Origin of the sequence: Roseateles sp. DAIF2 (assembly GCF_015624425.1) — a bacterium.
Classification (GTDB): Bacteria; Pseudomonadota; Gammaproteobacteria; order Burkholderiales; family Burkholderiaceae_C; genus Kinneretia.
The window spans coordinates 1,172,752-1,197,908 of record NZ_CP049919.1; the positions used below are offsets into that span (position 1 = coordinate 1,172,752).

21 protein-coding genes and 1 pseudogene are annotated in these 25,157 nt (G+C 69.6%); 15 read left to right on the forward strand and 7 right to left on the reverse strand.

The window, feature by feature from the left end; all coding sequences use genetic code 11:
• Window positions 1-35: 35 nt before the first annotated feature.
• From gsiB to G8A07_RS05520, 6 genes are all read left to right on the forward strand, one after another.
• The gene (gene gsiB, locus G8A07_RS05495; protein ID WP_195796082.1) at window positions 36-1,586 is read left to right on the forward strand and encodes a glutathione ABC transporter substrate-binding protein GsiB; all 1,551 of its coding nucleotides are present in this window, start codon (window positions 36-38) and stop codon (window positions 1,584-1,586) included.
• Window positions 1,587-1,657: 71 nt separating this feature from the next.
• Window positions 1,658-2,578, forward strand: coding sequence for a glutathione ABC transporter permease GsiC (gene gsiC / locus G8A07_RS05500; protein WP_195796083.1), 921 nt, complete (start codon window positions 1,658-1,660; stop codon window positions 2,576-2,578).
• 1 nt (window position 2,579) lies between these two features.
• Window positions 2,580-3,503 carry a glutathione ABC transporter permease GsiD gene (gene gsiD, locus G8A07_RS05505; protein WP_195796084.1) on the forward strand — a complete coding sequence of 308 codons (924 nt, stop codon included), beginning with the start codon at window positions 2,580-2,582 and terminating at the stop codon, window positions 3,501-3,503.
• 1 nt (window position 3,504) lies between these two features.
• The gene (locus G8A07_RS05510) at window positions 3,505-4,533 is read left to right on the forward strand and encodes a P1 family peptidase (protein WP_195796085.1); all 1,029 of its coding nucleotides are present in this window, start codon (window positions 3,505-3,507) and stop codon (window positions 4,531-4,533) included.
• The gene (locus G8A07_RS05515; protein WP_195796086.1) at window positions 4,530-5,348 is read left to right on the forward strand and encodes a M55 family metallopeptidase; all 819 of its coding nucleotides are present in this window, start codon (window positions 4,530-4,532) and stop codon (window positions 5,346-5,348) included. The genes G8A07_RS05510 and G8A07_RS05515 overlap by 4 nt, the downstream gene beginning before the upstream one ends.
• A gap of 91 nt (window positions 5,349-5,439) precedes the next feature.
• Window positions 5,440-5,958 carry a DUF3592 domain-containing protein gene (locus G8A07_RS05520; protein ID WP_195796087.1) on the forward strand — a complete coding sequence of 173 codons (519 nt, stop codon included), beginning with the start codon at window positions 5,440-5,442 and terminating at the stop codon, window positions 5,956-5,958.
• Window positions 5,959-6,140: 182 nt separating this feature from the next.
• On the opposite strand, the gene G8A07_RS05525 is transcribed toward G8A07_RS05520, so the two are convergent.
• The 6 genes and pseudogenes from G8A07_RS05525 to G8A07_RS05550 form a co-directional block, all read right to left on the reverse strand.
• A complete protein-coding gene (locus G8A07_RS05525; RefSeq protein WP_249937231.1) occupies window positions 6,141-7,412 on the reverse strand; it encodes a DUF1501 domain-containing protein in 1,272 nt (423 codons plus the stop codon).
• A complete protein-coding gene (locus G8A07_RS05530) occupies window positions 7,409-8,968 on the reverse strand; it encodes a DUF1800 domain-containing protein (protein ID WP_249937232.1) in 1,560 nt (519 codons plus the stop codon). The genes G8A07_RS05525 and G8A07_RS05530 overlap by 4 nt, the downstream gene beginning before the upstream one ends.
• A 93-nt stretch (window positions 8,969-9,061) precedes the next feature.
• Window positions 9,062-9,640 (reverse strand): annotated as a pseudogene (locus tag G8A07_RS05535) (CsgG/HfaB family protein); the annotation flags it as partial.
• Between the two features lie 258 nt (window positions 9,641-9,898).
• Window positions 9,899-10,150 carry a hypothetical protein gene (locus tag G8A07_RS05540; RefSeq protein ID WP_195796088.1) on the reverse strand — a complete coding sequence of 84 codons (252 nt, stop codon included), beginning with the start codon at window positions 10,148-10,150 and terminating at the stop codon, window positions 9,899-9,901.
• Window positions 10,151-10,337: 187 nt separating this feature from the next.
• Window positions 10,338-11,588, reverse strand: coding sequence for a trypsin-like serine protease (locus tag G8A07_RS05545; RefSeq protein ID WP_195796089.1), 1,251 nt, complete (start codon window positions 11,586-11,588; stop codon window positions 10,338-10,340).
• A gap of 328 nt (window positions 11,589-11,916) precedes the next feature.
• Window positions 11,917-15,495, reverse strand: a complete 3,579-nt coding sequence (locus tag G8A07_RS05550; RefSeq protein ID WP_195796090.1) for an indolepyruvate ferredoxin oxidoreductase family protein — start codon at window positions 15,493-15,495, stop codon at window positions 11,917-11,919.
• A 129-nt stretch (window positions 15,496-15,624) separates the two neighbouring features.
• On the opposite strand from G8A07_RS05550, the gene G8A07_RS05555 reads away from it, so the two are divergent.
• The 9 genes from G8A07_RS05555 to G8A07_RS05595 all read left to right on the forward strand — a co-directional run bounded on the left by G8A07_RS05555 (window position 15,625) and on the right by G8A07_RS05595 (window position 23,156).
• The gene (locus G8A07_RS05555) at window positions 15,625-16,095 is read left to right on the forward strand and encodes an Lrp/AsnC family transcriptional regulator (RefSeq protein WP_195796091.1); all 471 of its coding nucleotides are present in this window, start codon (window positions 15,625-15,627) and stop codon (window positions 16,093-16,095) included.
• Between the two features lie 268 nt (window positions 16,096-16,363).
• Window positions 16,364-16,840 (forward strand): hypothetical protein, encoded by a 477-nt coding sequence (locus G8A07_RS05560; RefSeq protein WP_249937234.1) that lies wholly within the window; start codon window positions 16,364-16,366, stop codon window positions 16,838-16,840.
• 67 nt (window positions 16,841-16,907) lie between these two features.
• Window positions 16,908-18,038 carry a cytochrome c oxidase subunit II gene (coxB, locus tag G8A07_RS05565; protein WP_195796093.1) on the forward strand — a complete coding sequence of 377 codons (1,131 nt, stop codon included), beginning with the start codon at window positions 16,908-16,910 and terminating at the stop codon, window positions 18,036-18,038.
• Window positions 18,039-18,047: 9 nt separating this feature from the next.
• Window positions 18,048-19,826, forward strand: coding sequence for a cbb3-type cytochrome c oxidase subunit I (locus G8A07_RS05570; protein ID WP_195796094.1), 1,779 nt, complete (start codon window positions 18,048-18,050; stop codon window positions 19,824-19,826).
• Window positions 19,823-20,410: a bb3-type cytochrome oxidase subunit III gene (locus tag G8A07_RS05575; RefSeq protein WP_195796095.1), complete on the forward strand. Its 588-nt coding sequence runs from the start codon at window positions 19,823-19,825 to the stop codon at window positions 20,408-20,410. The genes G8A07_RS05570 and G8A07_RS05575 overlap by 4 nt, the downstream gene beginning before the upstream one ends.
• 20 nt (window positions 20,411-20,430) lie before the next feature.
• Window positions 20,431-21,114 (forward strand): heme-copper oxidase subunit III family protein, encoded by a 684-nt coding sequence (locus tag G8A07_RS05580; protein ID WP_195796096.1) that lies wholly within the window; start codon window positions 20,431-20,433, stop codon window positions 21,112-21,114.
• Window positions 21,115-21,123: 9 nt separating this feature from the next.
• The gene (locus G8A07_RS05585; RefSeq protein ID WP_195796097.1) at window positions 21,124-21,432 is read left to right on the forward strand and encodes a cytochrome C oxidase subunit IV family protein; all 309 of its coding nucleotides are present in this window, start codon (window positions 21,124-21,126) and stop codon (window positions 21,430-21,432) included.
• A gap of 42 nt (window positions 21,433-21,474) precedes the next feature.
• The gene (cyoE, locus tag G8A07_RS05590) at window positions 21,475-22,365 is read left to right on the forward strand and encodes a heme o synthase (protein ID WP_213086287.1); all 891 of its coding nucleotides are present in this window, start codon (window positions 21,475-21,477) and stop codon (window positions 22,363-22,365) included.
• 17 nt (window positions 22,366-22,382) lie between these two features.
• The gene (locus G8A07_RS05595; RefSeq protein ID WP_195796098.1) at window positions 22,383-23,156 is read left to right on the forward strand and encodes an ABC transporter substrate-binding protein; all 774 of its coding nucleotides are present in this window, start codon (window positions 22,383-22,385) and stop codon (window positions 23,154-23,156) included.
• Here the strand turns inward: G8A07_RS05595 and G8A07_RS05600 are convergent.
• Window positions 23,143-25,107 carry a C1 family peptidase gene (locus G8A07_RS05600; protein ID WP_195796099.1) on the reverse strand — a complete coding sequence of 655 codons (1,965 nt, stop codon included), beginning with the start codon at window positions 25,105-25,107 and terminating at the stop codon, window positions 23,143-23,145. The genes G8A07_RS05595 and G8A07_RS05600 overlap by 14 nt on opposite strands.
• Between the last annotated feature and the right edge of the window lie 50 nt (window positions 25,108-25,157).

Here is a 25,157-nt window from a genome sequence, read left to right on the forward strand (position 1 = left end):
TTCCACCACTCCATCACCCCTCAGGAGTTCTCTTCATGACCGTACGCATGACCCCGCTGCGACGCAGCCTGTTCGCCGCCGGCCTGCTGGCCCTGGCCGCCGGTTCGGCCTTCGCCGCCAAGGATGTGGTGCTGGCCATCAGCGGCCAGCCCGAGACCCTGGACCCCTACAACACCAACACGACGCTGACCACCGCGGTCACCAAGTCCTTCTACCAGGGCCTGTACGAGTTCGACAAGGACCTGAAGGTGCGCCCGGTGCTGGCCGAGAGCCACACCGTCTCGAAGGACGGCCTGGTCTACAACTTCAAGCTGCGCGCCGGCGTCAAGTTCCACGACGGCACCGACTTCAACGCCGAGGCGGTCAAGACCACGCTGGACCGCGTGCTGGACCCGGACAACAAGCTGGCCCGCTTCAACCAGTTCAACCGCGTGGACAAGGTCGAGGTGACCGGTCCGCTGGCGGTGCGCATCACGCTGAAGGAGCCCTTCGGCCCCTTCATCAACTCGCTGGCCCATGCCTCGGCCGCGATGATCTCGCCCACCGCGCTGAAGAAGTACGGCAACAAGGACATCGCCTTCAACCCGGTCGGCACCGGCCCCTTCACCTTCGTCGAGTGGAAGCAGACCGACTTCGTCAAGGGCAAGAAGTTCGACGGCTACTGGCAGAAGGGCTACCCCAAGGTCGACAACATCACCTGGAAGCCGGTCGCCGAGAACAACACCCGCGCCGCGATGCTGCAGACCGGCGAGGCCGACTTTGCCTTCCCGCTGCCCTATGAGCAGGCCGAGGCGCTGAAGAAGAGCAACAAGCTGAAGGTGACGACCGGCCCGTCGATCATCACCCGCTACGTCAGCTTCAACCAGATGCAGAAGCCCTTCGACAACCCGAAGGTGCGCCTGGCGATCAACTACGCGATCAACAAGCAGGCCCTGGCCAAGGTGGCCTTCAACGGCTACGCCGTGCCGGCCGAGGGCTATGTGCCGCAGGGCGTGCAGTACGCCCACAAGATGGCGCCCTGGCCCTATGACCCGAAGAAGGCGCGCGAGCTGCTGAAGGAAGCCGGCTACCCGAACGGCTTCGAGTCGGTGCTGTGGAGCGCCTACACGACCACCACCGCGCAGAAGGCGATCCAGTTCCTGCAGCAGCAGCTGGCCCAGGTCGGCATCAAGGTCTCGGTGCAGGCCCTGGAACCCGGCCAGCGCGTCGAATGGGTGCAGCAGGCACCGGACGCCAAGACCGCCAAGGTGCGCATGTACTACGCCGGCTGGTCCTCCTCGACCGGCGAGGCCGACTGGGCGCTGCGTCCGCTGCTGGCCACCGAGTCCTGGCCACCGAAGCTGAACAACACCGCCTACTACAGCAGCCCGGTGGTGGACGAGGCGCTCGCCAAGGCCCTGAAGTCGACCGACGACAAGGAAAAGGCCGCTCTGTACCGCACCGCGCAGGAACAGCTGATGAAGGACGCGCCCTGGGCGCCGCTGGTGACCGAGCAGAACCTGTATGCGACGTCCAAGCGCCTGTCCGGCGTGTTCGTGATGCCCGACGGCAACATCAACTCGACCGAGATCGCGGTCACGCCCTGATCGCCCCTCGCCCCTTGCTGTAGTACCCGCCCGCGCCCCTCGGGGTGCGGGCCTTCCGGCCTGAAGCCACCATGCTGAACTATTTTCTGAAACGGCTGCTGGGATTGATTCCCACCCTGCTGATCGTCGCCGTGCTGGTGTTCCTGTTCGTGCACATGCTGCCGGGCGATCCGGCGCGCCTGGCCGCCGGCCAGGATGCCGACGAGCAGACCATCGAGCTGGTGCGCCAGGAGCTGGGCCTGGACAAGCCGCTGCCGCAGCAGTTCGTCAGCTACTTCGGCCATCTGGTGCAGGGCGACTTCGGCACCTCGATGCGCACGCGCCGCCCGGTCTCGACCGAGATCGCCGAGCGCTTCATGCCGACCCTGCTGCTGACCGTCACCAGCATGGCCTGGGCCGTGGTGTTCGGCATGGCGATCGGCATCACCTCGGCGGTCTACCGCAACCGCTGGCCGGACCGCCTGGGCATGACGATCGCGGTCTCGGGCATCTCCTTCCCGGCCTTCGCGCTGGGGATGCTCTTGATGCAGGTCTTCTCGGTCCAGCTGGGCTGGCTGCCGACCGTCGGCGCCGACAGCTGGAAGCATTACATCCTGCCCTCGCTGACCCTGGGCGCCGCGGTGGCCGCGGTGATGGCGCGCTTCACGCGGGCCTCCTTCGTCGAGGTGATCCAGGAGGACTTCGTGCGCACCGCGCGGGCCAAGGGCCTGAACGAGCGCACGGTGATCGCCAAGCATGCGCTGCGCAACGCGCTGATCCCGGTGGTCACGATGATGGGCCTGCAGTTCGGCTTTCTGCTGGGCGGCTCCATCGTGGTCGAGGCCGTCTTCAACTGGCCGGGCCTGGGGCGCCTGCTGGTCGACGCGGTGACGCAGCGCGACTATCCGGTGATCCAGGCGCTGGTGCTGCTGTTCTCGCTGGAGTTCATCCTGATCAATCTGGTGGTGGACCTGCTGTACGGCTTCATCAACCCGACCATCCGCTACAAGTGACATGAGCAGTACCACCAACTCCACCCCCGCGGCCGGCACGGCCGCCGTCGCTGTCGCCGCCACCAAGCCCGAGGGCGTGCGCACGCCCTGGAGCGAGTTCTGGCGCAAGTTCCGCAAGCAGCATGTGGCCCTGGTCGCGCTGGTCTTCGTGCTGCTGCTGGTGCTGGTCGCGATCTTCGCGCCCTGGATCTCGCCCTTCGACGCCGAGAACTACTTCGACTACGAGCGCCTCAACGAGGGCCCGTCGGCGCTGCACTGGCTGGGCGTGGACCCGCTGGGCCGCGACATCTTCAGCCGCATCCTGATGGGCGCGCGCATCTCGCTGGCCGCCGGCTTCCTGTCGGTCGCGCTGGGCGGCCTGATCGGCACCGCGCTGGGCCTGCTGGCCGGCTATTACGAGGGCTGGTGGGACCGCATCGTGATGCGCATCTCCGACGTGCTGTTCGCCTTCCCCGGCATCCTGCTGGCGCTGGGCGTGGTCGCGATCCTGGGCAGCAGCATGATCAACGTCGTGGTCGCGGTCTCGGTGTTCAGCGTGCCGGCCTTCGCCCGCCTGGTGCGCGGCAACACCCTGGTGCTCAAGCAGATGACCTATGTCGAGGCGGTGCGCTCGATCGGTGCCTCCGACTGGACCATCATCGTGCGCCACATCCTGCCGGGCACGATCTCCTCGATCGTCGTGTACTTCACGATGCGCCTGGGCACCTCGATCATCACCGCGGCCAGCCTGTCCTTCCTCGGCATGGGCGCGCAGCCGCCGACGCCGGAATGGGGCGCGATGCTCAACGAGGCGCGCGCCGACATGGTCAACGCGCCGCATGTGGCCCTGTTCCCCAGCCTGGCGATCTTCCTGACCGTGCTGGCCTTCAACCTGCTGGGTGACGGTCTGCGGGATGCCCTCGACCCGAAGATCGACCGCAAGTGACATGAGCCAAGCGCCGCGCATCGGTACGCTGCCCAGCGGCCCGCTCGACCTGATCAGCGATGTGGCCGGCGTGAGCGTCGGCCACTGCACCCTGGCCGAGGGGCCGCTGCAGACCGGCGTCACCGTCGTGCGCCCGCATGCCGGCGATCCCTTCCGCGACCGGGTGCCGGCCGCGGCCGTGGTGCTGAACGGCTTCGGCAAGAGCATCGGCCTGGTGCAGCTGGAGGAGCTGGGCGTGCTGGAGACGCCGATCGCGCTGACCAACACCTTCGCGGTCGGTGCGGTGGCGCAGGCGCAGATCCGCGCCTGCGTGGCCGCCAATCCGCAGAGCGGCCGGCGCCTGTCCACCGTCAACCCGCTGGTGTTCGAGTGCAATGACGGCCAGCTCAATGACATCCAGGCGCTGGCCGTCGGCGAGGCGCAGTACCGCGCGGCGCTGGAGGCCGCGGCGCCCGAATTCGCGCAGGGCGCGGTCGGGGCCGGACGCGGCATGTCCAGCTTCGGCGTCAAGGGCGGCATCGGCTCGGCCTCGCGCATTGCGGGTGGCTACATGGTCGGCGCGCTGGTGCTGTCCAACTACGGCCGGCCCGAGCAGCTGACGCTGGCCGGGCGGCACCTTGGTGCCGCGCTGAGCGCGAAGTTGGCCGAACTGAGTGCCGAGCCCGAAAAGGGCTCGATCATCATGCTGCTGGCGACCGACGCGCCGCTCGACGCTCGCCAACTGCGCCGCCTGGCGCTGCGCGCCGGCGCCGGCCTGGCCCGCACCGGCTCGGTGTTCGGCCATGGCAGCGGCGACATCGCACTGGCCTTCTCCAGCGCCTACACCCTGCCGCAGGACCCGGCGCGGCCCATGCCCGCGGTCGCGCTGCTGCACGACGCGAAGCTGGACCCGCTGTTCCAGGCCGCGGCCGACGCCACCGAGCAGGCCATCGTGCAGGCGCTGTGGCAGGCCGAGACGGTCGAGGGCCGCGACGGCCAGCGCCGCCTGGCCCTGCGCGAACTTCTGCAACCCGACGAACTCGCCCCATGAAAGTCCTGATCTCCACCGATATCGAGGGCGTCGCCGGCGTCTACCACCCCGAGCAGACCCGCGCCGGCAACGGCGAGTACGAGCGCGCGCGCCGCCTGATGACGGAGGAGGCCAATGCCGCGATCGCGGGCGCCTTCGAGGCCGGTGCGAGCGAGGTGCTGGTGAACGACTCGCATGGCGGCTTCCGCAACCTGCTGCCCGACCAGCTCGATGCGCGCGCGCAGGTCGTGCAGGGCAAGCCGCGCTACCTGAGCATGGTTGCCGGCGTCGACGAGCCGGGCATCGCGGCGGTCTGCATGATCGGCTACCACTCGCGCGCCCAGGGCCGCGGCATCCTGGCCCACACGATCAACAGCTTCGCCTTCGCGCGCGTCTGGCTGAACGGCCAGGAGCTGGGCGAGATGGGCATCTACGGCGCGCTGGCCGGCGAATACGGCGTGCCGGTGGCGATGGCCAGCGGCGACGATGTGTTCATCGACGAGCACCGCCCGCTGTTCCCGCGCACCCGTTTCGTGCAGACCAAGCGCGCCACCGGCCATACCGCCGGCATCAGCCTCGCGCCGGTCGCGGCCTGCGCGGCGATCCGCGCCGGCGTGGCCGAGGCCTTGCGCGCGCCGCTGCCGCCGGCCTTCGTCCTGAGTGGCAAGATCGCGGTGCGCATCCAGACCCAGACCGCCGCGCTGGCCGACCTGTTCTGCCAATGGCCCAGCCTGGAGCGCCTGGCCGGCGACGAGATCGGCTTCGAGGCGCCGACGGTGGAGGCCGCGGTGCGCATGATCAACAGCCTGTCGGCGATGTCCTCGATGCTGCGCTGACCCCTCCGAAGAGGGAAGCGGGTGCCGCGCCGGCCCGGCCGGCACCGGCTTCTGCTACAAGAGCGGCGGTCCCTGTCCGGAATCGCCGCCGATGACATCCCGCCGCCACCTCAACGCCGCTCCCGCCTACTTCGCCGTGCCGCGCGTGCTGTGCCTGCTGCTGGCGGCGCTGGCCTTCTATGCCGGGCTGCAGCAGGCCGCGATCCTGCGCGAGGCGCTGCGCCCCGACTCGGCCTACCGCGACGCCGCCGGCGAGCTGCTGGAGGTGATCAAGCATGTCGACGGCGATGAACACCAGGTCCAGCATTTCGCCGAGCTGAGGTTCCGCTACCGCGTCGACGGCGCCGAGCTGCAGGGCAATCAGTTCTCGCCGCTGTGCTCGCCCTGCCTGCCCGCCGAGGTGCTGCGCGTGCTGGGCCGCCGGCCCTCGCAGCTGGAGCCGGGCATGGCGTTGACGGTGCATGTGCTGCGCCAGGACCCGGCGGTCGCCTATCTGGCCCTGCCCGAGGCGGCGGCGCTGCGCCGCCAATGGCTGGAAACCGGCCTGCTGCTGCTGGTGGCGCCGGCCTTTTGCCTGTGGCTGGCCTGGAGTTTTCGCAGCGGCGATTGAGTGCGGACTTCTCCGCGGAGGGTAACGGTGCCAGCAGATCCGGCCCCGCCAGTTGCCCCGCGACGCGAGCACCGCAGGGCAGTCTTGTCGGCCGGGAGGCCGGCAAGACCCCCGCATCGGAGCTCGGCGGCTGGCGGGGCCGGGTCTGCACAGCGAAGGGCTTGGCCGAACATAGACTCAAGCTAAATCAGCCCGAGATCGCGGGCCGCCACGCCGGGAAAGATGCGCGCCAGCGCCGCGTCCGACAGGCCGAACTGGCGCCGCCACAGCCCGCCCAGCAGCGAGCGGTAGTCGGTCAGCACCGGATAGTCGCGGCCCTGGTTCAGGCTGGCGGCCGTCAGCGCGATCTGCTCGCCGGCCACGCCGCCGTGTGCGTTGGCGGCCAGGCCGCCGCCCAGCAGCCAGTAGGTGCTGCCATGGCCATGGTCGGTGCCGCGATTGCCGTTCTCGCGGAAGGTGCGGCCGAACTCGCTGATCACCAGCACCGTGGTGTGGCGCCAGGCCTCGGGGCCCAGCTCGTCGGCAAAGGCCGCCAGGCCGCGCCCCAGCTCCTCCAGCCGCGTGGCCAGCGCGCCGCTGGCGCCGCCCTGGCCGACATGGGTGTCCCAGCCGCCGACATCGACGAAGCCCAGCTGCACCCGCGCGCTCATCAGCCGCGCAATGCGCCGCGCCTCCAGCTCGAAGCCCTTGGCGCTCAGCAGCGGGGCGCGGCTGGCCGGTTCGCCGCCGGCCATGTTCACCGCGCCGCGGCGCGCGGGGTCGAGTTCGCGCGCCAGCTCCTCGCGCAGCGCGAAACCCTCCTGCACCCGCGCCTGCAGCAAGGCATCGCCCTGATACATGGCGAGCAGCGCGGCGCGCATCCGCGCATCGGGCGCCGGCCGCGGGCCCTCGCGCAGCGCGGTGTTGGCGATCGGTGCGGCGCCGCGGAAGGCCAGCGGCAGCTGATCGGTGAAGGCCATCGCGCGGCGCGCACCCAGCTCGGCCGCGAGGCGATTCATGAAGCCGCTGCCATAGTCGCGCGAGCCGGCCAGGGGCTGGCCCAGCTCGATGCTGTCCTGGGTCTCGAAATGGCTGCGGCTGAGATCCTCGCTGCCGGCGAAGGGGATGAACAGGGCCTGGCCGGCCTGCAGCAGCGGGTGCACCGAGTCGCGCAGCGCCGGATGCAGGCCCCAGTCGCTGTTGCCCGGCAGCGGCAGGGCGCTATCGCCGCCGGAACCGGGCCGTGCGATCGCGATGCGTGGGCGCTGCTCGTAGTAGAAGTCGCTGGCGATCGGCACCAGCAGGTTCGCCGCGTCATAGGCGCCGCGCAGGAACACCAGCAGGAAGCGCGCGTCGCGCTCCTCGGGCGCGGCGAACAGCGCGCTGCCCTGCGGCAGCAGCAGGCCGCCGGCGCAGAGCTGCAGCCAGCGCCGGCGCGCCGCGGAGATCGGTGTCGAGGCCTTGCTGATCATCATCGGTACATGAACTCCGGCGAGCTGAGCAGCAGGGTATCGCGCTCCAGCGGGCTGGCCGCCCGGGCCAGCGCGGCGCACGTCGGCTCGCCCAGCGGCGGCCGCGGCGCGCGGGCCAGCAGCGGCCGCGGCGCCGCGCCGGCCGCTGCATTGAACAGCGCGGCCGGCCCGGCGGCCAGGTTGCGCGCCAGCTCGAAGCGGGTGCTCAGCTGGCCGGCGCTGTTCCAGGCCGAGGCGCTCGGCGCATAGCCGTCCGGCGTGGCCCGGTCGTACAGGCCCTGGCCCAGGCGGCGCAGCCAGGACTGCAGCGGCTGGCTGTTGCTGATGACGGGTGCGGCCTCCGAGCCGTAGGCGGCGCGCAGGCCGGACAGCAGGTAATGCTGCGGGTCCTTGAACTTGCGCGGCTCGGCGGCGGCGAATTCGGGCGCCAGCAGCAGCACGCGCAAGCTCGCGCCGATGTCGCCGCGGCCGCGCTCGAAGGCGCGCGCCATTTGCTCGACCAGGGCCGGCGGCGGCTCGTCGGCCAGCAGGTAGACCGCCAGCTTGCGCGCGATGAAGCGCGCGGTCGAGGGGTGGCCGGCCAGCAGGTCCAGCACCTCGTCCAGCTCGGCGGCGCCGCGGCCCTTGATCGTGCGTCCCAGCAGCTGCTTGTCGCCGAAGTCGTGGCGCGCCGGGTTGAACTCGAAGAAGCCCTGGCGCAGGTACTGCGCCTCCTGGCCGGGCTTGAGCCGCGGGCGTTCGTGGTCAAAGCGGGTGCCGAAGCCGGTCAGCACGCGCGCCAGCTCCTGCACGTCGCGCTGCGTGTAGCCGCCATCGACGCCCAGGGTGTGCAGCTCCAGCAGCTCGCGCGCGTAGTTCTCGTTGGGCTTGCCGACGCTGTTCTGGTCGTTGTCCAGGTAGCGCAGCATGGCCGGGTGCCGCGCCACCGCGCCCAGCAGCGCGCGGAAGGAGCCCAGCGCCTGCGGGCGCAGCGCGGCGTCCTCGTAGTCGGCCAGCAGCGCGCGCAGCTCGCGCTTGTACTGGTGCACATTGAAATGGTTGAACCAGAACCAGGCCAGCTGCTCCTGCAGCTGCTGCTCGCTGTAGAGCTGGCGCAGCAGCTGGCGATGCGCGGCCTCGCGGGCCAGGCGGTTCAGCAGCTCCTGGTAGGCCTGGCGGGCGGCCTTGCGGCCCTCCTCATCGGGCGCCTTGTCCTGCTCGCGGCGCAGCTGCTCGACCTGGCTCATCTGTTCGGCCAGGCCTTGGCGCGTGATGCTCAGCGCATCGATCTGGGCCTGCGCCGCGGCCTGCGGCAGCGGTAGGCGAGGCTCGGCGCGCAGCTGGCGTTCGACATAGGCGCCCCAGCCCAGCTCGCGCGCCTGGTCCAGTTGGGCCTGGGTGGCGCCCCAGCCGATGCGGTTGACCGCGCGGTACAGGCCCTCGGGCTCGCGGAAGGCTGGCGGTGTTGTCTGTTGCGTGGCGCAGGCGCCGAACAGCGACAGCGGCAGCAGCGCACACAGCGCCCGGCGCGTGGGGGAGGGCAGCGAGGCGGCGGCGATGGCGGCGACTGCATCTGGCATCCGGCCAGCATGCCAAGCGGGCCCGCGGCTGTCCACGGGCTTTGCGTTTGTTCACAGGCGGGAGGGCCAGGTGTTGCTGGCTCCGGTGGCTCGTCAGCCCTTGGTGGCGCCACGCGTCGCGACCGGCGCGGGCAGCTCCTTCGCGGCCAGGGTGCGCAGCTGGGTCACCAGCTGGTTGTGCGCGTCCAGGAAGGCCGCGGCGATCACCTTGCCCTCGTTGGTATTGCTCCAGCCCAGGCCGCCGAGGCCGCCGCCGGCGCCGAGCGCGAAGCCGCCGACGCCCAGGTCGGTGGTGCGCGCTGCGCCGGTGGCCGAGGACAGCTGCTCGGTGGTCTCGTTGTCGGTCAGCAGCAGCACGACCTGGGCCTCCTTCAGCTTGACCTGCTCGGCCGCGCCGGCGAATTTGTTCAGCCCCGGGATCATCGCGACCAGCCCGCCCAGCTGGCGGCCGGCATCCTGCTCGGAGAACACCAGGCTGGGCATCACGCTGTACTGCGCGACGATGCCTCGGCCCTTCTTGACATTGCCCTCGCCGTCGCTGCGCAGCACGCCGGCCTCCTTCAGCTCCTGCTCGCGCACCGTGGCCTTCAGGCCGGCGTTGCGGTCGACGATGCGGAAGCAGCCGCTCTGCTGCATCAGCACGCGCACCAGGGGCAGCGGCGATTCCGGCAGGCCGCCGCGGCCGATGCCATGGGCCTGCTGACGCCACGGCAATAGGCCGCGAAGACCCGACACAGGGGCCAATCTAGGCGCAGCGCGCCGCCCGCACTCGCGTGCGGGCCAGCGTTGCAACGACGAGTGGCCCCTGTGTCGGGTCTTCCCGAAGGGTTGCCCTCAAGAAGGTCGCATGCGTTGTTGCAAGTCCTCGCCGGGTATCGAACCCGGCTGCGGCTTGCGCCTAACCTGCGGCCTTCCTGAGGGCAACGCGGCCTATTGCCGTGGCGTCAGCAGGCCCTGGCCGCCCTGGTTCTCCTGCAGCGCGACGACGGCGATCGGCGCCTCGCATTTCTGCAGCTCGCGTGCATGGTTGCTGGCGCCCTGCGGCCCGGCCGAGCCGGAGACGACGGAGCCGCCCTGGCCCAGCTCCACGCCCTGCTTGCCGCAGGCACTCAGGCCCAGCGCGAGCAGCAGAAGCAGGGGGGACAGAGAGGCGCGAAGACGAGGCGGGCGGGCGATGGACATGATGATGATGTGGCGGTCTGGTCTGTGAGGACGTGAGGAGGGGGGGCGGGGGCCGATGTCGGCCAGCGCGCATTGTCCCCAGACCGCGGCGGCGGGGCATCCCACGGAGGTGGGGATGCGCCGCGCCGGTTTGCTTCTGCTTACAAACAGCCGGCCGGGTGAGACCGGCCGGTGTTTGGCGCCTTACTTACTGGCAGCTGCCCTGGCGGCTCCAGACATTGGTGTAGATGTCCGGCCGGGCACCCTGGGACCACCAGATCGCCTGATAGCGGGCGCCGGCATAGGCCACCTGGGCGCCGGTGTTGTACAGCGTCGCCGCGCTCCAGGCCGGCAGGCCGGCACAGCCGCCGCCATCGCCGCCGACATTCACCAGCTGCGAGCTGCTGTGGCTCTGGTTGGCGGTGTCGGTGACCGTCAGGGTCACGGTGTAGCTGCCCGGCTGCGCATAGGCATGGCTGGGCGAAGCCTGGGTCGAGCTGGCGCCGTCGCCGAAGTTCCAGGCCCAACGCTGGACGCCGCGGTCGTCGCTGGAGGCATCGGCGAAGGCGACGTTCAGGCCGTTCACCGTGGCGCTGAAGCGCGCCACCGGCGGTTGGTCGCCGGGGTTGCCGTCGTCCGGCCGCACGCCGGTCTTCTGCGCGATCCAGTCCAGATAGCTGCTGGTGCGGGTGAAGACGGTGGCGCCCTGGCAGGACTGGCCCCAGCTGACGGTGCCGATGCTGTAGTGGCGCCCGTTCAGCGCCGCGGCGTAGGGGCCGCCGCTGTCGCCGTTGCAGGCCGAGCGGCCGCCGGCGCCGCCGCCGCAGACCGCCGAGGCCGGCAGGTTGAAGCGCAGCTCGCTGCTGCAGCTGGCATTGCTGATCACCGGCAGGTCGACCTCGCGCAGCACATCGCTGGGGCTGCCCTGGTTGCGCGTCAGGCCCCAGCCGGAGACGGTGACATAGCGGCCCACCGCGGCGATCTGGTTCTCGACCGCGACGCTGGGCAGCTTGGCCGGCTGCACGCCGGCGGCCGCGGGCGTGGCCAGGCGCAGCACGGCGATGTCCCAGCCGGAGCGGATGCCCTGGGCGCCGCGCCAGTTCTCGTGGCGGATGATTTGGCTGACGCGGTGGTTCTGGCCGTCGCGCCGGCTGATGCTGTGCGCGCCGACCTGGACGGTCAGGGTGCTGGTGCTGGCGCTGTCCAGGCAATGCGCGGCGGTCAGCACCCAGTCGGGGCTGATCAGGGTGCCGCCGCAGACCTGGCGGCCGCTGGACAGCAGGGCCACCTGGTAGGGGCGCGAGTTGGGCTGGGTTTCGGTGCCGCCGACGATTTGCGGCTGGATCAGGTCGCCGGGGCGCTGTTGCAGCTGCTGCGCCGGGGCGGCGCCGCTCAGCAGGATCAGGCCGAGCAGGTAGGCGGTCTTGTGAACCGCGGCGGTGGGAAGTCTCGTAGACATGGTTGACGGTCTCTCTTTCATGCGTGGGTACTGCATTGATGAAGAAACAAGGACGCCAGCCGTGAACGCGACAACCCGGCCCGAGCCCGCGCTGCCTTTTGGGTAAGCGCGGGTCGCGAACCGGCCCACCTCCACGGCGAAGGCGCGGGCTCATGCCATGCAGACGCCTTGTGGGCGCCGGGGAGGCTTGTTGCAGGCGGCGCGATCGTCGCGCATTTGTGGGCGATATGCGCACAGGGTTGGCCCTGTACGCGTTTACCCCTGAGCCGATCGGGCCCTGTGGCAAGACCTGGCCCCGGGAGGGGCCGGCCGTTTCAGGCGCGGAGCTTCACAGCTCCGCCACGCCCTTCACCCGCTCCACCGTCTTGTGCGCGACGATCTGCACCGGGGCCTCGACCGCGCGGCCGTGGAAGCGGTCCAGCAGGTCCTTCCACTGCGCGCGCACGGTCACGACATTGGCCAGCTTCACATGGCCGTAGCCGCGGATGCTTTCCGGCAGGCGCGCCAGCTTGACGGCCAGGTCCAGTTTCTCGGCTGAGAGATGCGCGATCAGGTCGGCGACCAGGGCCTCGTAGTCGGCGATCAGCTGGCGCTCCATCTTGCGTTCCTCGGTCTTGCCGAAGACATCCAGCGCCGTGCCACGCAGGCCCTTGAAGCGGGCCAGCAGTTTCAGGGCCTTGAAGGTCCAGCCGCCGAGCTCGATCTTCTTCGCATGGCCCTTGGCGTCGGGCCTGGCCAGCAGCGGCGGGGCCATGTGGAAACTGATGCGCTCCCAGCCGTCGAACTGGGCCTTCAGCGCGGCCTCCCAGCGGCCGTCGGTATAGAGGCGCGCGACCTCCCACTCGTCCTTGATCGCCAGCAGCTTGGCGTAGTAGCGCGCCACCGCCTTGGTCAGGCGCTCGGCCTTGCCGGCCTCGCCCAGTTTCGCCTCGGCGGCGCGCACCTGCTCGACCAGGGCCAGGTAGCGCTGCGCGTAGGCGGCGTTCTGGTAGTCCGTCAGATGCTGCATGCGGCGCGCGATCAGGCCCTCCGGGCCGTCCAGCTTGTCCTGGCCTAGGAGGAGCTGCACCGGCTTTGTGGCGCTGTCGCGGCCGGCCAGGCGCGTCAGCGCGTCCGGCGCGGCGATGGCCAGGCGGCCCAGCGCGAAGGCGGTCTTGTTGCCCTCGACCGCGACGCCGTTCAGCTCGATCGCGCGCATCAGCGCGGCCTCGCTGAGCGGGATCAGGCCGCGCTGCCAGCAGGCACCCAGCATGATGATGTTGCTGGGCATGGTGTCGCCCATCAGGGTCTGGGCGATGGCCTGGGCGTCGACGGTGCTGAGCAGCGCCGCGTCGCCGCCGATCGCATACTTCATCTTGGCCAGCAGCGATTCGCCCTGCAGATTGGCATCGGGGTTGCGCACGAAGGCGGCGGTGGGCAGCTCATGGGTGTTGGCCAGGATCACGGTGCGGCCGGGCTTGACCGTGCCCAGCGCATCGGGGCTGGCGCCGACCACCATGTCGCAGGCCAAGAGCACATCGGCCTGCTGGGTGTCGATGCGCACCTGGTTCAGCAGGTCCTGGGTCGGCGCCAGGCGCACGAAGCTGAGCACCGAGCCGCCCTTCTGCGCGAAGCCCATGAAGTCCAGCACCGAGGCCTGCTTGCCCTCCAGGTGCGCGGCCATCGAGACCAGCGCGCCGACCGTGACGACGCCGGTGCCGCCGACGCCGGTGACCAGCAGGTCGAAGGGGCCGGTCCATTGCCAGGCGGCGGGCGCGGCGATCGCGGCGATCTCGCGGGCCAGGTCTTGTGCGGTGTAGCCCGCGCCCTGTTTCTTCTTCAGCTGCGGGTTGTGCACCGAGACGAAGCTGGGGCAGAAGCCGTTGACGCAGCTGAAGTCCTTGTTGCAACTGCTCTGCTCGATCGCGCGCTTGCGGCCGAAATCGGTTTCGACCGGCACGACCGACAGGCAGTTGCTGGCGACGCCGCAGTCGCCGCAGCCCTCGCAGACCGCCTCGTTGATGAAGAGGCGCTTCGGCGGATCCGGGAACTCCTTCTTCTTCCTGCGGCGGCGCTTTTCGGCGGCGCAGGTCTGGTCGTAGATCAGGACCGTGACGCCCTCGATCTCGCGCAGCTCGCGCTGGACCTGGTCCAGCTCCGAGCGGTCGTGGAAGGTGGTGCCGGCCGGGAACAGGCCGTGGTGGCCATCGTACTTGTCGATCTCGTCGGAGACGACGACCAGGCGCTTGACGCCCTCGGCCTCGACCTGGCGCGCGATCTGCGGCACGCTGGTCTGGCCGTCGACCGGCTGGCCGCCGGTCATCGCGACCGCGTCGTTGTAGAGGATCTTGTAGGTGATGTTGGCCTTGGCCGCGATCGCCTGGCGGATCGCCAGATAGCCGGAGTGATAGTAGGTGCCGTCGCCCAGGTTCTGGAACACATGCTTCTCGGTCGTGAAGCGGCTGTGCGCGGCCCAGTCCACGCCCTCGGCGCCCATCTGGATCAGGCCCGAGGTACCGCGCTCCATCCAGCTGGCCATGAAGTGGCAGCCGATGCCGGCCAGCGCGCGCGAGCCCTCGGGCAGCTTGGTCGAGGTGTTGTGCGGGCAGCCGGAGCAGAAGTAGGGCTGGCGGCGCACGCCGTCGGCGGCATTGGACAGCAGGCAGGGGGTCAGGAAGTCGACCACCAGGTGGCGGCGGTCCAGCGCCGGGTTCAGGCGCGCCAGCCAGTCGGCCACGGTGGACATGATGCGCGAGGGGCGCAGTTCGCCAAGGCTGGAGAGCACGGCCGCGCCGCGCTCGTCGGTCTTGCCGATCACATGGGGGCGCTGCGCGTCGGGCAGGTGGTAGAGCAGCTCCTTGATCTGGCGCTCGACCACCGGGGCCTTCTCCTCGATCACCAGCATGTCGGTCAGGCCCTGCGCGAACTCGACCATGCGGGTCGATTCCAGCGGGTAGACCAGGCCGACCTTGTAGATCCGCACGCCGGCCGCGGCCAGCGCGTTGGGGTCCAGGTCCAGGCGGCGCAGCACCTCCATGAAGTCGTAATGCGCCTTGCCGACCGTGACGATGCCCAGCGTGGCGCTGGGGCTGGCGACGATGTGCTTGTCGATCGAGTTCAGCTTGCTGAAGGCGCGCACCGCGGCCAGCTTGTGCTCCAGGCGCGACTCCAGCTCCAGCGAGGGCAGGTCGACGCTGCGGATGTGCAGATTGGTCGCCGGTGTGTGATCTACCGGCAGTTCGAAGTCCAGCGGCACGCTGTCCAGGTCGACCGTCATGCCGGACTCGACCACCTCGGAGATGGCCTTGAAGCCGACCCAGGCGCCGGAGAAGCGCGACAGCGCCCAGCCGTAGAGCCCGAACTCCAGGTACTCGGCCACATTGGCCGGGTGCACGATGGGCATGCTCCAGGCCTGCAGCGCCAGGTCGCTCTGGTGCGGGGTGCTGGACGAGACGCAACCATGGTCGTCGCCGCAGACCACCAGCACGCCGCCCTGCGGCGCCGTGCCATAGACATTGCCATGCTTGAGCGCGTCGCCGGAGCGGTCCACGCCCGGGCCCTTGCCGTACCACATCGCGAACACGCCATCGACGGTGCGCTTGGGGTCCAGCGCGACGCGCTGCACGCCCAGGCAGGCGGTGGCGGCCAGGTCCTCGTTGATCGCGGGCAGGAAGTTGACCTGGGCGGCCTCGAGGAACTTCTTGGCCTTCCAGAGCTGCTGGTCGACCATGCCCAGCGGGCTGCCGCGGTAGCCGGAGACGAAGCCCGCGGTCTTCAGCCCGGCGCGCTCGTCCAGCGCCTTCTGCGCCAGCAGCAGGCGCACCAGGGCCTGGGTGCCGGTCATGAACACGGCGCCATGCTTGGCGCCCAGGTTGTCCGAGAGCTTGTAGTCGCGCAGGGCGGGCTGGGCCGGCAGGAGGCTGGACATGGCTGTCTCCGTCTTATGGAATGATGGCTGTGCAGGCGCAGGATTTTTTGTCATGACCCCGGGTTTTAGTTTTCTTCTTTGCTATTGATAATCCAGTATTGGAGAAAATTCATCTCAAGAGGCGCCAGGATGGAAATTGATCGTTTCGACAAGGCGACGCGCCAGATCCTCGAGGCCCTGCAGGCCGACAGCCGGCAGAGCACCCAGGCCCTGGCGGACAAGGTCGGCCTGTCGGCGACGCCGGTCTGGCGCCGCGTCAAGGAACTGGAGGAAAGCGGCGTGATCCGCCGCCATGTGGCCCTGGTCGACCGCGAGCGCCTGGGCCTGAACATCTGCGTGCTGGCCAATGTCAGCCTGCTGCGCCACAGCGAGGGCGCGGTCGAGGCCTTCGAGGCGATGGTGATCACCAGCCCCGAGATCATCGAATGCCAGGCCATCACCGGCGAGGCCGACTATGTGGTCAAGGTGGTCGCGCCGGACATGAAGGCCTACGACCAGTTCCTGCAGCAGAAGGTCTTCAAGGTACCCGGCGTGGCCAGCGTGCGCAGCAATGTGGTGCTGCGCGAGGTGAAGTACGAGACCGCGCTGCCGGTGCCCTGATCCCCTGGGGCCGGGTATTGCCCCCGGCGCCCCTGCATGCAAGCCCGCTTGCGACGGGTCAGGCACAGGTATATAAACGAAGCCATCCGGCATGGCGCCTTCGCCACGATGCCCGCTCGCCGAAGACGAGCCGAACATCGCGACTGCGGTAGCAACACCTGGCCCTCAAGCATTGAGGCTGCACGACAAGGCAGCGATCGGTTTCAGTCCCTACCCTTCGGAGGTGGTCATGGAACTTCAGGTGCAAAGTCATCGATGGGAGAGCCGCATGCCGGACTGGCCGGCGGCGATCGTCGCGGGCCTGGTGGCCGGCGCGGTGGCGATGGTGATCGATCTGCTCTGGACCACCCTGATGCTGGGCGGCAATCCCTGGCAGACCTCGCACCAGGTGGCGGCGATGCTGATGGGGCCCGAGCTGCTGCAGGGCCCAACGCACCAGTTCCAGCTGGGCATCGTCGCGACCGCGCTGCTGATCCACTACGGCCTGGGCGTGCTGTTCGGCTGCCTGATCGCCTTCATCGTCACCGGCTTCCACTACGAAGGCGACCTGCCGATGCTGGAGATCATCGGCGGCCTGTCCGGCATCGCGCTGTACTTCATCAACTTCTACGGCTTCGTGCGCCTCTTCCCCTGGGTGGCGGAGATGCGCAGCGGCGCCTACCTGGTCGAGCACCTGGTGTTCGGCATGACGGCCGCGATGGTCTATTGGAAGCTGGCCCGCAGCGGCTCGGTAGCCACGAGCTGAGTTCGCTGCAGCGGCGCCCCTGGGCGCCGCTTCCACATCAGAGCTAGAAGAGCAGGAGGAGACAGGCATGGTCATCGCCATCACCCTGGTCGTCATCGTCCTGGCGTCGCTGCTGTTCCATTACATCAACCCCTGGCACCCGCCGGCGCTGGCCTCGAACTGGCAGCAGATGGACGACACGCTGACGATCACCTTCGTGATCACCGGCATCTTCTTCGTCATCCTCAACCTGTTCCTGGTCTATGTGATCTGGCGCTTCCGCCGGCGCGGCGCGAAGGCCAGCGAGCAGGTGGCCTACCAGCCGCAGAACCACCGGCTGGAGCGCTGGCTGACCATCGTCACGACGGTGGGCATCGTCGCGCTGCTGGCGCCGGGCCTGCAGGTCTACGCCGACTATGTGCGTCCCCCGCATGACGCGCTGGAGGTCGAGGTGCTGGGCTCGCAATGGCAATGGCGCTACCGCTTCCCCGGCGCCGACGGCAAGCTGGGCGGCACCGATGCGCGCTTCGTCACCGCGGCCAATCCCTTCGGCCTGGATCCGGACGATGCCCAGGGCCAGGACGATGCGCTGGTCGAGGCCAACGAGCTGCACCTGCCGCTGAACCGGCCGGTCAAGATCCTGCTGCGCGCGCATGACGTGCTGCACGACTTCTATGTGCCACCCTTTCGCGCCCGCATGAACATGGTGCCGGGCATGGTGACCACCTACTGGTTCAAGCCCACCCAGCCGGGCCGCTACGAGGCGATGTGCGCGCAGCTCTGCGGCGTCGGCCATGCGGCGATGCGCGGCGTGGTGGTGGTCGAGGAGGAGGGCGCCTTCCAGGCCTGGCTGAAGAGTAAGCCCAGCTTCGCGGCCGCGATCGCGCCGCCACCGCCGGTGGCGGCGGCCTCGGCCGGCGAGGGTGGCGTGGCCGATCCGGCCGCGCAGGGCCTGGCGCTGGCCAAGGCCAAGGCCTGCGTGGCCTGCCATTCGGTGGACGGCGCACCGGGCGTCGGCCCGAGCTGGAAGGGCCTGTACGGCAAGACCGAGGCCTTTGCCGATGGCAGCAAGGAGGCGATGAACGAGACCACCCTGGCGCGCGAGATCCGCGATCCGACCGCCAAGGTGGTGCAGGGCTTCGCGCCGATCATGCCGAAGTCCGAACTCAGCGAGGCCGAGGTCACGGCCCTGGTGGCCTATATCCGCGCATTGAAATGAGGAGGCGCAATGCACGACCACGACGCGCATGACGACGAGCATCACGAGCCGCAGAGCTTCTGGACCAAATATGTCTGGAGCCAGGACCACAAGGTGATCGCGCTGCAGTACGGCGGCACGGCCATCGTCGTGGGCCTGATCGGCCTCTTGCTGTCCAACCTGATGCGGCTGCAGATCGGCTTTCCCGGCGCCTTCGAGTTCATCAATGCCGAGCGCTACTACCAGTTCGTCACGATGCACGGGATGATCATGGTGATCTACCTGCTGACCGCGCTCTTCCTCGGCGGCTTCGGCAACTACCTGATCCCGCTGATGGTCGGCGCGCGCGACATGGTGTTCCCCTATCTCAACATGCTGAGCTTCTGGGTCTACCTGCTGTCGGTGCTGGTGCTGCTGGCCAGCTTCTTCGTGCCCGGCGGCGCCACCGGCGCGGGCTGGACGCTGTATCCGCCGCAGGCCATCCTGCCCGGCACGCCGGGGCATGACTGGGGCATCATCCTGATGCTGGTCTCGCTCCTGATCTTCATCGTCGCGGCGACGATGGGCGGCCTGAACTATGTCTCGACGGTGCTGCAGGCGCGCTGCCGCGGCATGACCCTCTTGCGCATGCCGCTGACCGTGTGGGGCATCTTCACCGCCACCATCCTGGCCCTGCTGGCCTTCCCGGCGCTGTTCGTCAGCGGCCTGATGATGCTGCTGGACAAGACCATCGGCACCAGCTTCTTCATGCCGGCCCTGGTCTCGCTGGGCCAGGTGACGCAGTACAAGGGCGGCACGCCGCTGCTGTTCCAGCATCTGTTCTGGTTCTTCGGCCACCCCGAGGTCTACATCGTCGCGCTGCCGGCCTTCGGCATCGTCTCGGACCTGATCAGCGTGCATGCGCGCAAATGCATCTTCGGCTATCGCCAGATGGTCTGGGCCATCCTGGCGATCGCGGTGCTGAGCTTCGTGGTCTGGGCCCACCACATGTTCGTCAGCGGCATGAACCCGTACTTCGGCTTCTTCTTCGCGACCAGCACCCTGATCATCGCGGTGCCGACCGCGATCAAGGTCTACAACTGGCTGCTTACCCTGTGGCGCGGCGACATACACCTGTCGGTGCCGATGCTGTTCGCGCTGGCCTTCATCTCCACCTTCATCGTCGGCGGCCTGACCGGCCTGTTCCTCGGCAATGTCTCGGTCGACATCCCGCTGTCGGGCAGCTATTTCGTCGTCGCCCATTTCCATATGGTGATGGGCGTGGCGCCGCTGCTGGTGGTGTTCGGCGCGATCTACCACTGGTACCCGAAGATCAGCGGCCGCATGCTGGACGACCGGCTGGGCCAGTTCCATTTCTGGGTCACCTTCCTGGGCACCTATGCGATCTACTTCCCGATGCATTACCTGGGCCTGCTCGGGATGCCGCGGCGCTACTACAACTACGAGCCCTACACCTCCTTCCCCGCCTCGGCGCATCAGCTGAACGCCTTCATCACCGTGGTCGCGATCATCGTCGGCGTGGTGCAGCTGGTGTTCGTCTGGAACCTGATCTGGAGCGCCTTCAGGGGCCGCAAGGCCGAGCCGAATCCCTGGCGCGCCGCCTCGCTGGAATGGCAGACGCCCGACACCCCGCCGCGGCACGGCAACTGGGGCCCGGCGCTGCCGGTGGTGCACCGCTGGGCCTATGCCTACAGCGTGCCCGGCGCCGGCCAGGACTTCATCGCGCAGACCGACCCGCCCGAGCTGGGCGGCGACGAGCACCATGGCCATGAGGACAAGGGCGCCGCGGTGCGGGGAGCCGCGGCATGAGCGCCGTCCTGCCCCTGGCCACCGAGCGCGGCGTCGACCGCGCCCAGGCCGCCAGCATCGCGCTGTGGTTCTTCATCGGCGTGGCCTGCGCGCTGTTCGGCCTGTTCTTCGCGGCCTATGTGATGCGGCTGGAGAGCGTCGAGGGCTATCCGCTGGCGCTGCCCTGGCAGTTCTGGCTCAGCACGGCCCTGCTGGTCGCCGGCAGCGCGGCGCTGGAGCTGGCGCGGCGCGCGGTGGCTGTGGTGGTGGCGCGTCGCTGGCTGCTGGCGGGTGGGCTGTGCGCGCTGGCCTTCGTCGGCGTGCAGCTGTGGGGCTGGTCGGCCCTGCTGGCCGAGAAGGTCGGCCCGGCCGGCAATCCGGCCGCCAGCTTTCTCTACCTGCTGACCGCGATGCATGGCCTGCATGTGCTGGGCGGGCTGGGCGGCTGGTGGCTGGCCTGGCGCGACGATGCACCGGCGCATTGGCGCGTGAGCCTGGTCGCGCGCTACTGGCATTTCCTGCTGCTGCTCTGGCTGGGCCTGTTCGCCATGCTGGGGCTGCTGACGCCGGACCTGGTGCGCGCCATCTGCGGCACGCGGGTGTAAGCAAGAAGAAGGAGGTCACCATGAGCGGCAGCCACAGCGAACCGGGCAGCGCCCTGCCGAACGACCTGCGCGGCCTGGTGGCCGACTGGTCGGCCGACCGCCAGGCCCTGGGCGTGTCCTGGGGCAAGGCGATGATGTGGATCTTCCTGCTCAGCGACACCTTCGTGTTCGGCAGCTTCCTGACCGGCTATATGACGGTTCGCATGTCCACCACCGTGCCCTGGCCGAATCCCAGCGAGGTGTTCGCGCTGCATGTCGGCGGCGCCAATGTGCCGCTGCTGCTGATCGCGATCATGACCTTCGTGCTGATCAGCAGCAGCGGCACGATGGCGATGGCGGTGATGCGCGGCTACGCGCGCGACCGCGAGAACACGGCGCGCCTGATGTTCGCCACCGCGCTGCTGGGCGCCACCTTTGTCGGCATGCAGGCCTTCGAGTGGAGCAAGCTGATCTCCGAGGGCGTGCGGCCCTGGGGCAACCCGATGGGCGCGGCGCAGTTCGGCGCCTGCTTCTTCATGATCACGGGCTTCCACGGCCTGCATGTGTCGATCGGCGTGATCTACCTGATCATCGTCGCGCTCAAGGTCCGGCGCGGCGACTACGAGAAACGCGGCGACTACCAGATCGTCGAGATCGCAGGCCTCTACTGGCACTTCGTCGACCTGGTTTGGGTCTTCATCTTTGCCTTCTTCTACCTCTGGTGAGGAGCGGTCATGAGCACCACCAAACAACATCCGATCGGCCTGTACCTGAAGATCTGGCTGCTGCTGTTCGTGCTCAGCGCCATGTCCTATATGGTCGACTACCTGCACCTGCAGGGCCTGCTGCGCTGGAGCCTGATCCTGATCTTCATGATGCTCAAGGCCGGGCTGATCGTCGCGGTCTTCATGCACATGGCCTGGGAACGCCTGGCGCTGATCTACGCGATCCTGCTGCCGCCGCTGTGCCTGCTGGTGCTGGTGGCGATGATGGCGATCGAGGCCAACCACACCTGGTTCACCCGGCTGCTGTTCTTCCGCTAGTTCGTCAGCCCGATGTCGACGCCCTCGCAAGAACTGACCCTGATGCGCGGCCGCAGCGGCGCCATGCCGGCGCGCCGGGCGCTGTGGCGCGAGTACCTGGTGCTGACCAAGCCGCGCGTCGTCGCGCTGATGCTGTTCACCGTGCTGGTGGGCATGCTGCTGGCGCCGCAGGCGCGGCCGCAGCCCTGGTGGCTGTGGCTGGTGGCGCCGCTGGGCATCGCGCTGGTGGCCGGCGCGGCCGCGGCGCTGAACCATCTGGTGGATAGGCATATCGACGCGCTGATGGCCCGCACCCGCGTCCGCCCGCTGCCGCGCGGCCGGCTCGGCGCGACCCAGGTGGCGCTGTTCGCGGCCCTGCTGGGCGCCGCCGGCCTGGCCCTGCTGCTGCTGACGACGAACCGGCTCTGCGCGCTGCTGACCCTGGCCTCGCTCGTGGGCTATGCGGTGATCTACAGCCTCTACCTGAAGCATGCGACGCCACAGAACATCGTGATCGGCGGCGCGGCCGGCGCGGCCCCGCCGCTGCTGGGCTGGGTGGCGGTGACCGGCAGCGCCGATCCCGGCGCGCTGCTGCTGTTCCTGATCATCTTCATCTGGACCCCGCCGCATTTCTGGGCCCTGGCGATCCACCGCCGGGAGGACTATGCACGGGCCGCGGTGCCGATGCTGCCGGTGATCCACGGCGTGCCCTACACGGCGCGGCGCGTGTTCGCCTATACCCTGGCGCTGCTGGCGGTGAGCCTGCTGCCCGCGGCGATCGGCATGAGCGGCGCGCTCTACCTGGCCGGCGCGTTGGCGCTGGGCGCGCGCTTCGCGCAGCTGGCCTGGCGGCTGCGGCGCGACGAGGCGCTGGCGATGCCGACCTTCCGCTACTCGATCGTCTACCTGTTCGGGCTGTTCGGATTCCTGCTGGCCGACCATTACCTCGGCTGAGCAGCCGCGGGGTGGACATGGCACCGACCTGGCCCTGCCTGCTGGCCCTGCTGGTGGCGCAGGCCGCCCAGGCTGCGGACCCGGTGAGCCTGCGCCTGTGCACCGCCGACCAGCCCTTCTATCCCTTCACGATGCCCGACGGCAGCGGCCAGCACCAGTTCCTGCTGCGCCTGGCCGCGCGCAAACTGCCGCTGACGCTGGACAACTACATGGCGCCGCGGCCGCGCTGCCTGCAGGACCTGCGCCAGGGCCGGGCCGATGCGGCCGTGGGCGTGTTCACCCGCGAGCGCCTGGGCTATCTGGCCTATCCCGGCCGCGGCGAGCAGCCGGATGCGGCCCAGGGCCTGGGCGAGGTGCGCTTTGTCGCCTACCGCCGCGTTGGCAGCGCGGTGAGCTGGGACGGCGAGCGCTTCGCGAACCTGGACGGCGGTGCGGTCGGCGTGCTGTTCGGCTTCGCCTATGGACCGAAGCTGGAGGCGCTGAAGCTGCCGATCGACGACCGCGCGATCGGCCATGAGCAGCTGCTGCAGAAGCTGGTGCGCGGCCGCAATCCGGTCGTGATCATGCAGGAGCGCCAGGGCGAGCAGTTGATCGCGCAGCGCTATGCCGGCCAGGTCGAGGCGCTGGAGCCGCTGTTCGAGCGCTTCACGCTCTACCTGATGGTGGGGCGGCCCTATCTGGCCCGGCATGGCGAGCTGGTGCGCGCCTACTGGCGCGCGATCGAGGCGGCGCGCGCCAGCGCCGAGTACCGCCAGTACCGCGTGCCGGCCGCCGGGCTCAGCGGCTCTTGAGCTCCAGCTGCTGGCGCAGCTCGCGCAGCGATGCGGCCGAGCGGCCGAACTGCAGCGCCGGCAGCCGCGCGGCCTTCGCGTCGAGGATGCGCGCGAAGGTGGAGCGCACGGTGGCCGGGTCGTCGTCGAAATCGCCATGGTGGCGCGCGCCGCTGAGCGGCTCGCGGCCGCCGCTCTGGTCCGGCGCCAGCACCAGGCCGGCCTTGGCGGAGGCGAACAGCTTGCTCAGCTCGGCGTCGGCCTCGATGCAGCGCTGCAGGCCCAGGACCGGCGTGCCGGCCTGCACCATCGGAATGCGCTGGCGCGCCTCGAAGGCGTTGGACACCAGGTAGAGCAGGGACTTGTTGTAGAGCTTGGCGCAGTTGTCGTCGCGCTCGGTCTGGTCGTCCAGCACATAGGTGGCGAAGTCCTGGATGCGGCCGCTCTTGATCGCCGGCAGGTAGTCGCGCTTGAAGAGCTCCACCGTGCAGGCCGGGGCCCACAGGGTGCAGGTGCTGATCTTCAGGCCCGCGGCCGCCAGCAGGCCCACCACCGGTGCCAGCAGGATGGAGCCGGCGCTGTGGCCGACCAGGTGGATCTCCAGCCCCTTCTCCTCCTTGGCCAGTGCGGCCAGGTGCCGCACCACCAGTGCCGCGGCGCCGCCGCGGTTCGAGGCGGCCAGCGCGTTCTCCTTCATCTCGTCCCAGGCGGCCTTGCCGGTCAGGCCGCGTGCCACCGGCTCCAGCAGGTCGTCCAGCCGGTCCAGCAGGAAGTCCTTGGCGGCGTCGAAGGCGCCCTCGGGGCGGCGCCGACGCACGGCGTCCTGCAGGATGTTGGTGATGGTGCTCCAGTAGTCGCTCTTCCAGATGAAGGCCAGCGGGTAGACGCCGCCGGACAGCAGGGCCGGCCGGTACTCGGCCAGGCGCTGCAGCGCCGACTGCTCGCTGACCAGGCCGCCATGCGCATACAGCAGCACCCGCTTCTTCGGCCAGGGCGCGATGGTGCGGCGCAGATCCTCGGCGAACAGGGTCGCGAGCTCGTCCTCGTTCATGCCGTATTCGCCGCCGGGGCGCAGCCGGCCCTCGTTGCCGACGCTGACCACATGCGGGCGCAGGGTCGCGAAGTCCACCTTGGTGGCGCCCGAGGGCGCGGCCAGGCGCGCGGCCGGCGCGGCCTCGGCGGTGGCCAGGCGGATGGGGGCGCCCAGGCGCGCCACCCAGACATCGGTGGCATGGCGCAGCCAGTCGTCGTAGGCGATGCGTGCGAAGCCCTTGCGGCCCCAGTCCGGCCCCCAGGAGTTCTGAATCCAGAAACCCTCGGTGTCGTAGGCGACGATCGCGAAGGCATGGCCGCCGTCGGGCGTCTCGCGCGGCTTGATGAAGCCGTTGGCGCCGACCTCGTCCCAGCCGCCATGCACCATCGAGGTGGCGTACAGCACGCCGACCTCGGCCAGCGCCGCGTGCATCGCGACCAGGTCCTTGTGGTTGACGCGGAAATAGGCGCCCAGCGGGCGCTGCTGCGCGTCCTCGACCCGTGCCTGCGTCAGGCCCTTGTTGGCGCCGCGCTTGAGCGCGTAGGGCCAGCTCGCCTCGGCGCAGACCCCATGCTTGTGCCAGCCCTTCATCGCGCCGCGCGCGCTGGAGCCGGAGTAGCCCTCGCCGGGCCATTCGTCGTAGCGGCGCGCCATGTCGTAGAGCATGCGCGGGCTGACCGGCGCGGTGTCCGGCACCACCTTGCGTCGGCGCAGCAGGTAGTTGGCGACGGTGGCCAGGCCGAAGCCGGTGCAGGCACCTTCCTGGCCCTGGTCGAGGATCGGCACCTCGTAGGCCCAGTAATCCTCCAGCGGGATGCGCGTCGGCACCTCGACCAGCGGCGGGATGTACATGCGGTCGCGGAAGTCCAGCGTGTCGCGGCGCGCGTTCAGCACGCGCTTGGGCTTGGTGCTCGTTGTCGTCGTCTTCTTGCTGGCCATCGCTTGCCTCCTGGTTGTTTTGCGGCAGGCGCGAGGCTGCCAGAGCCGCC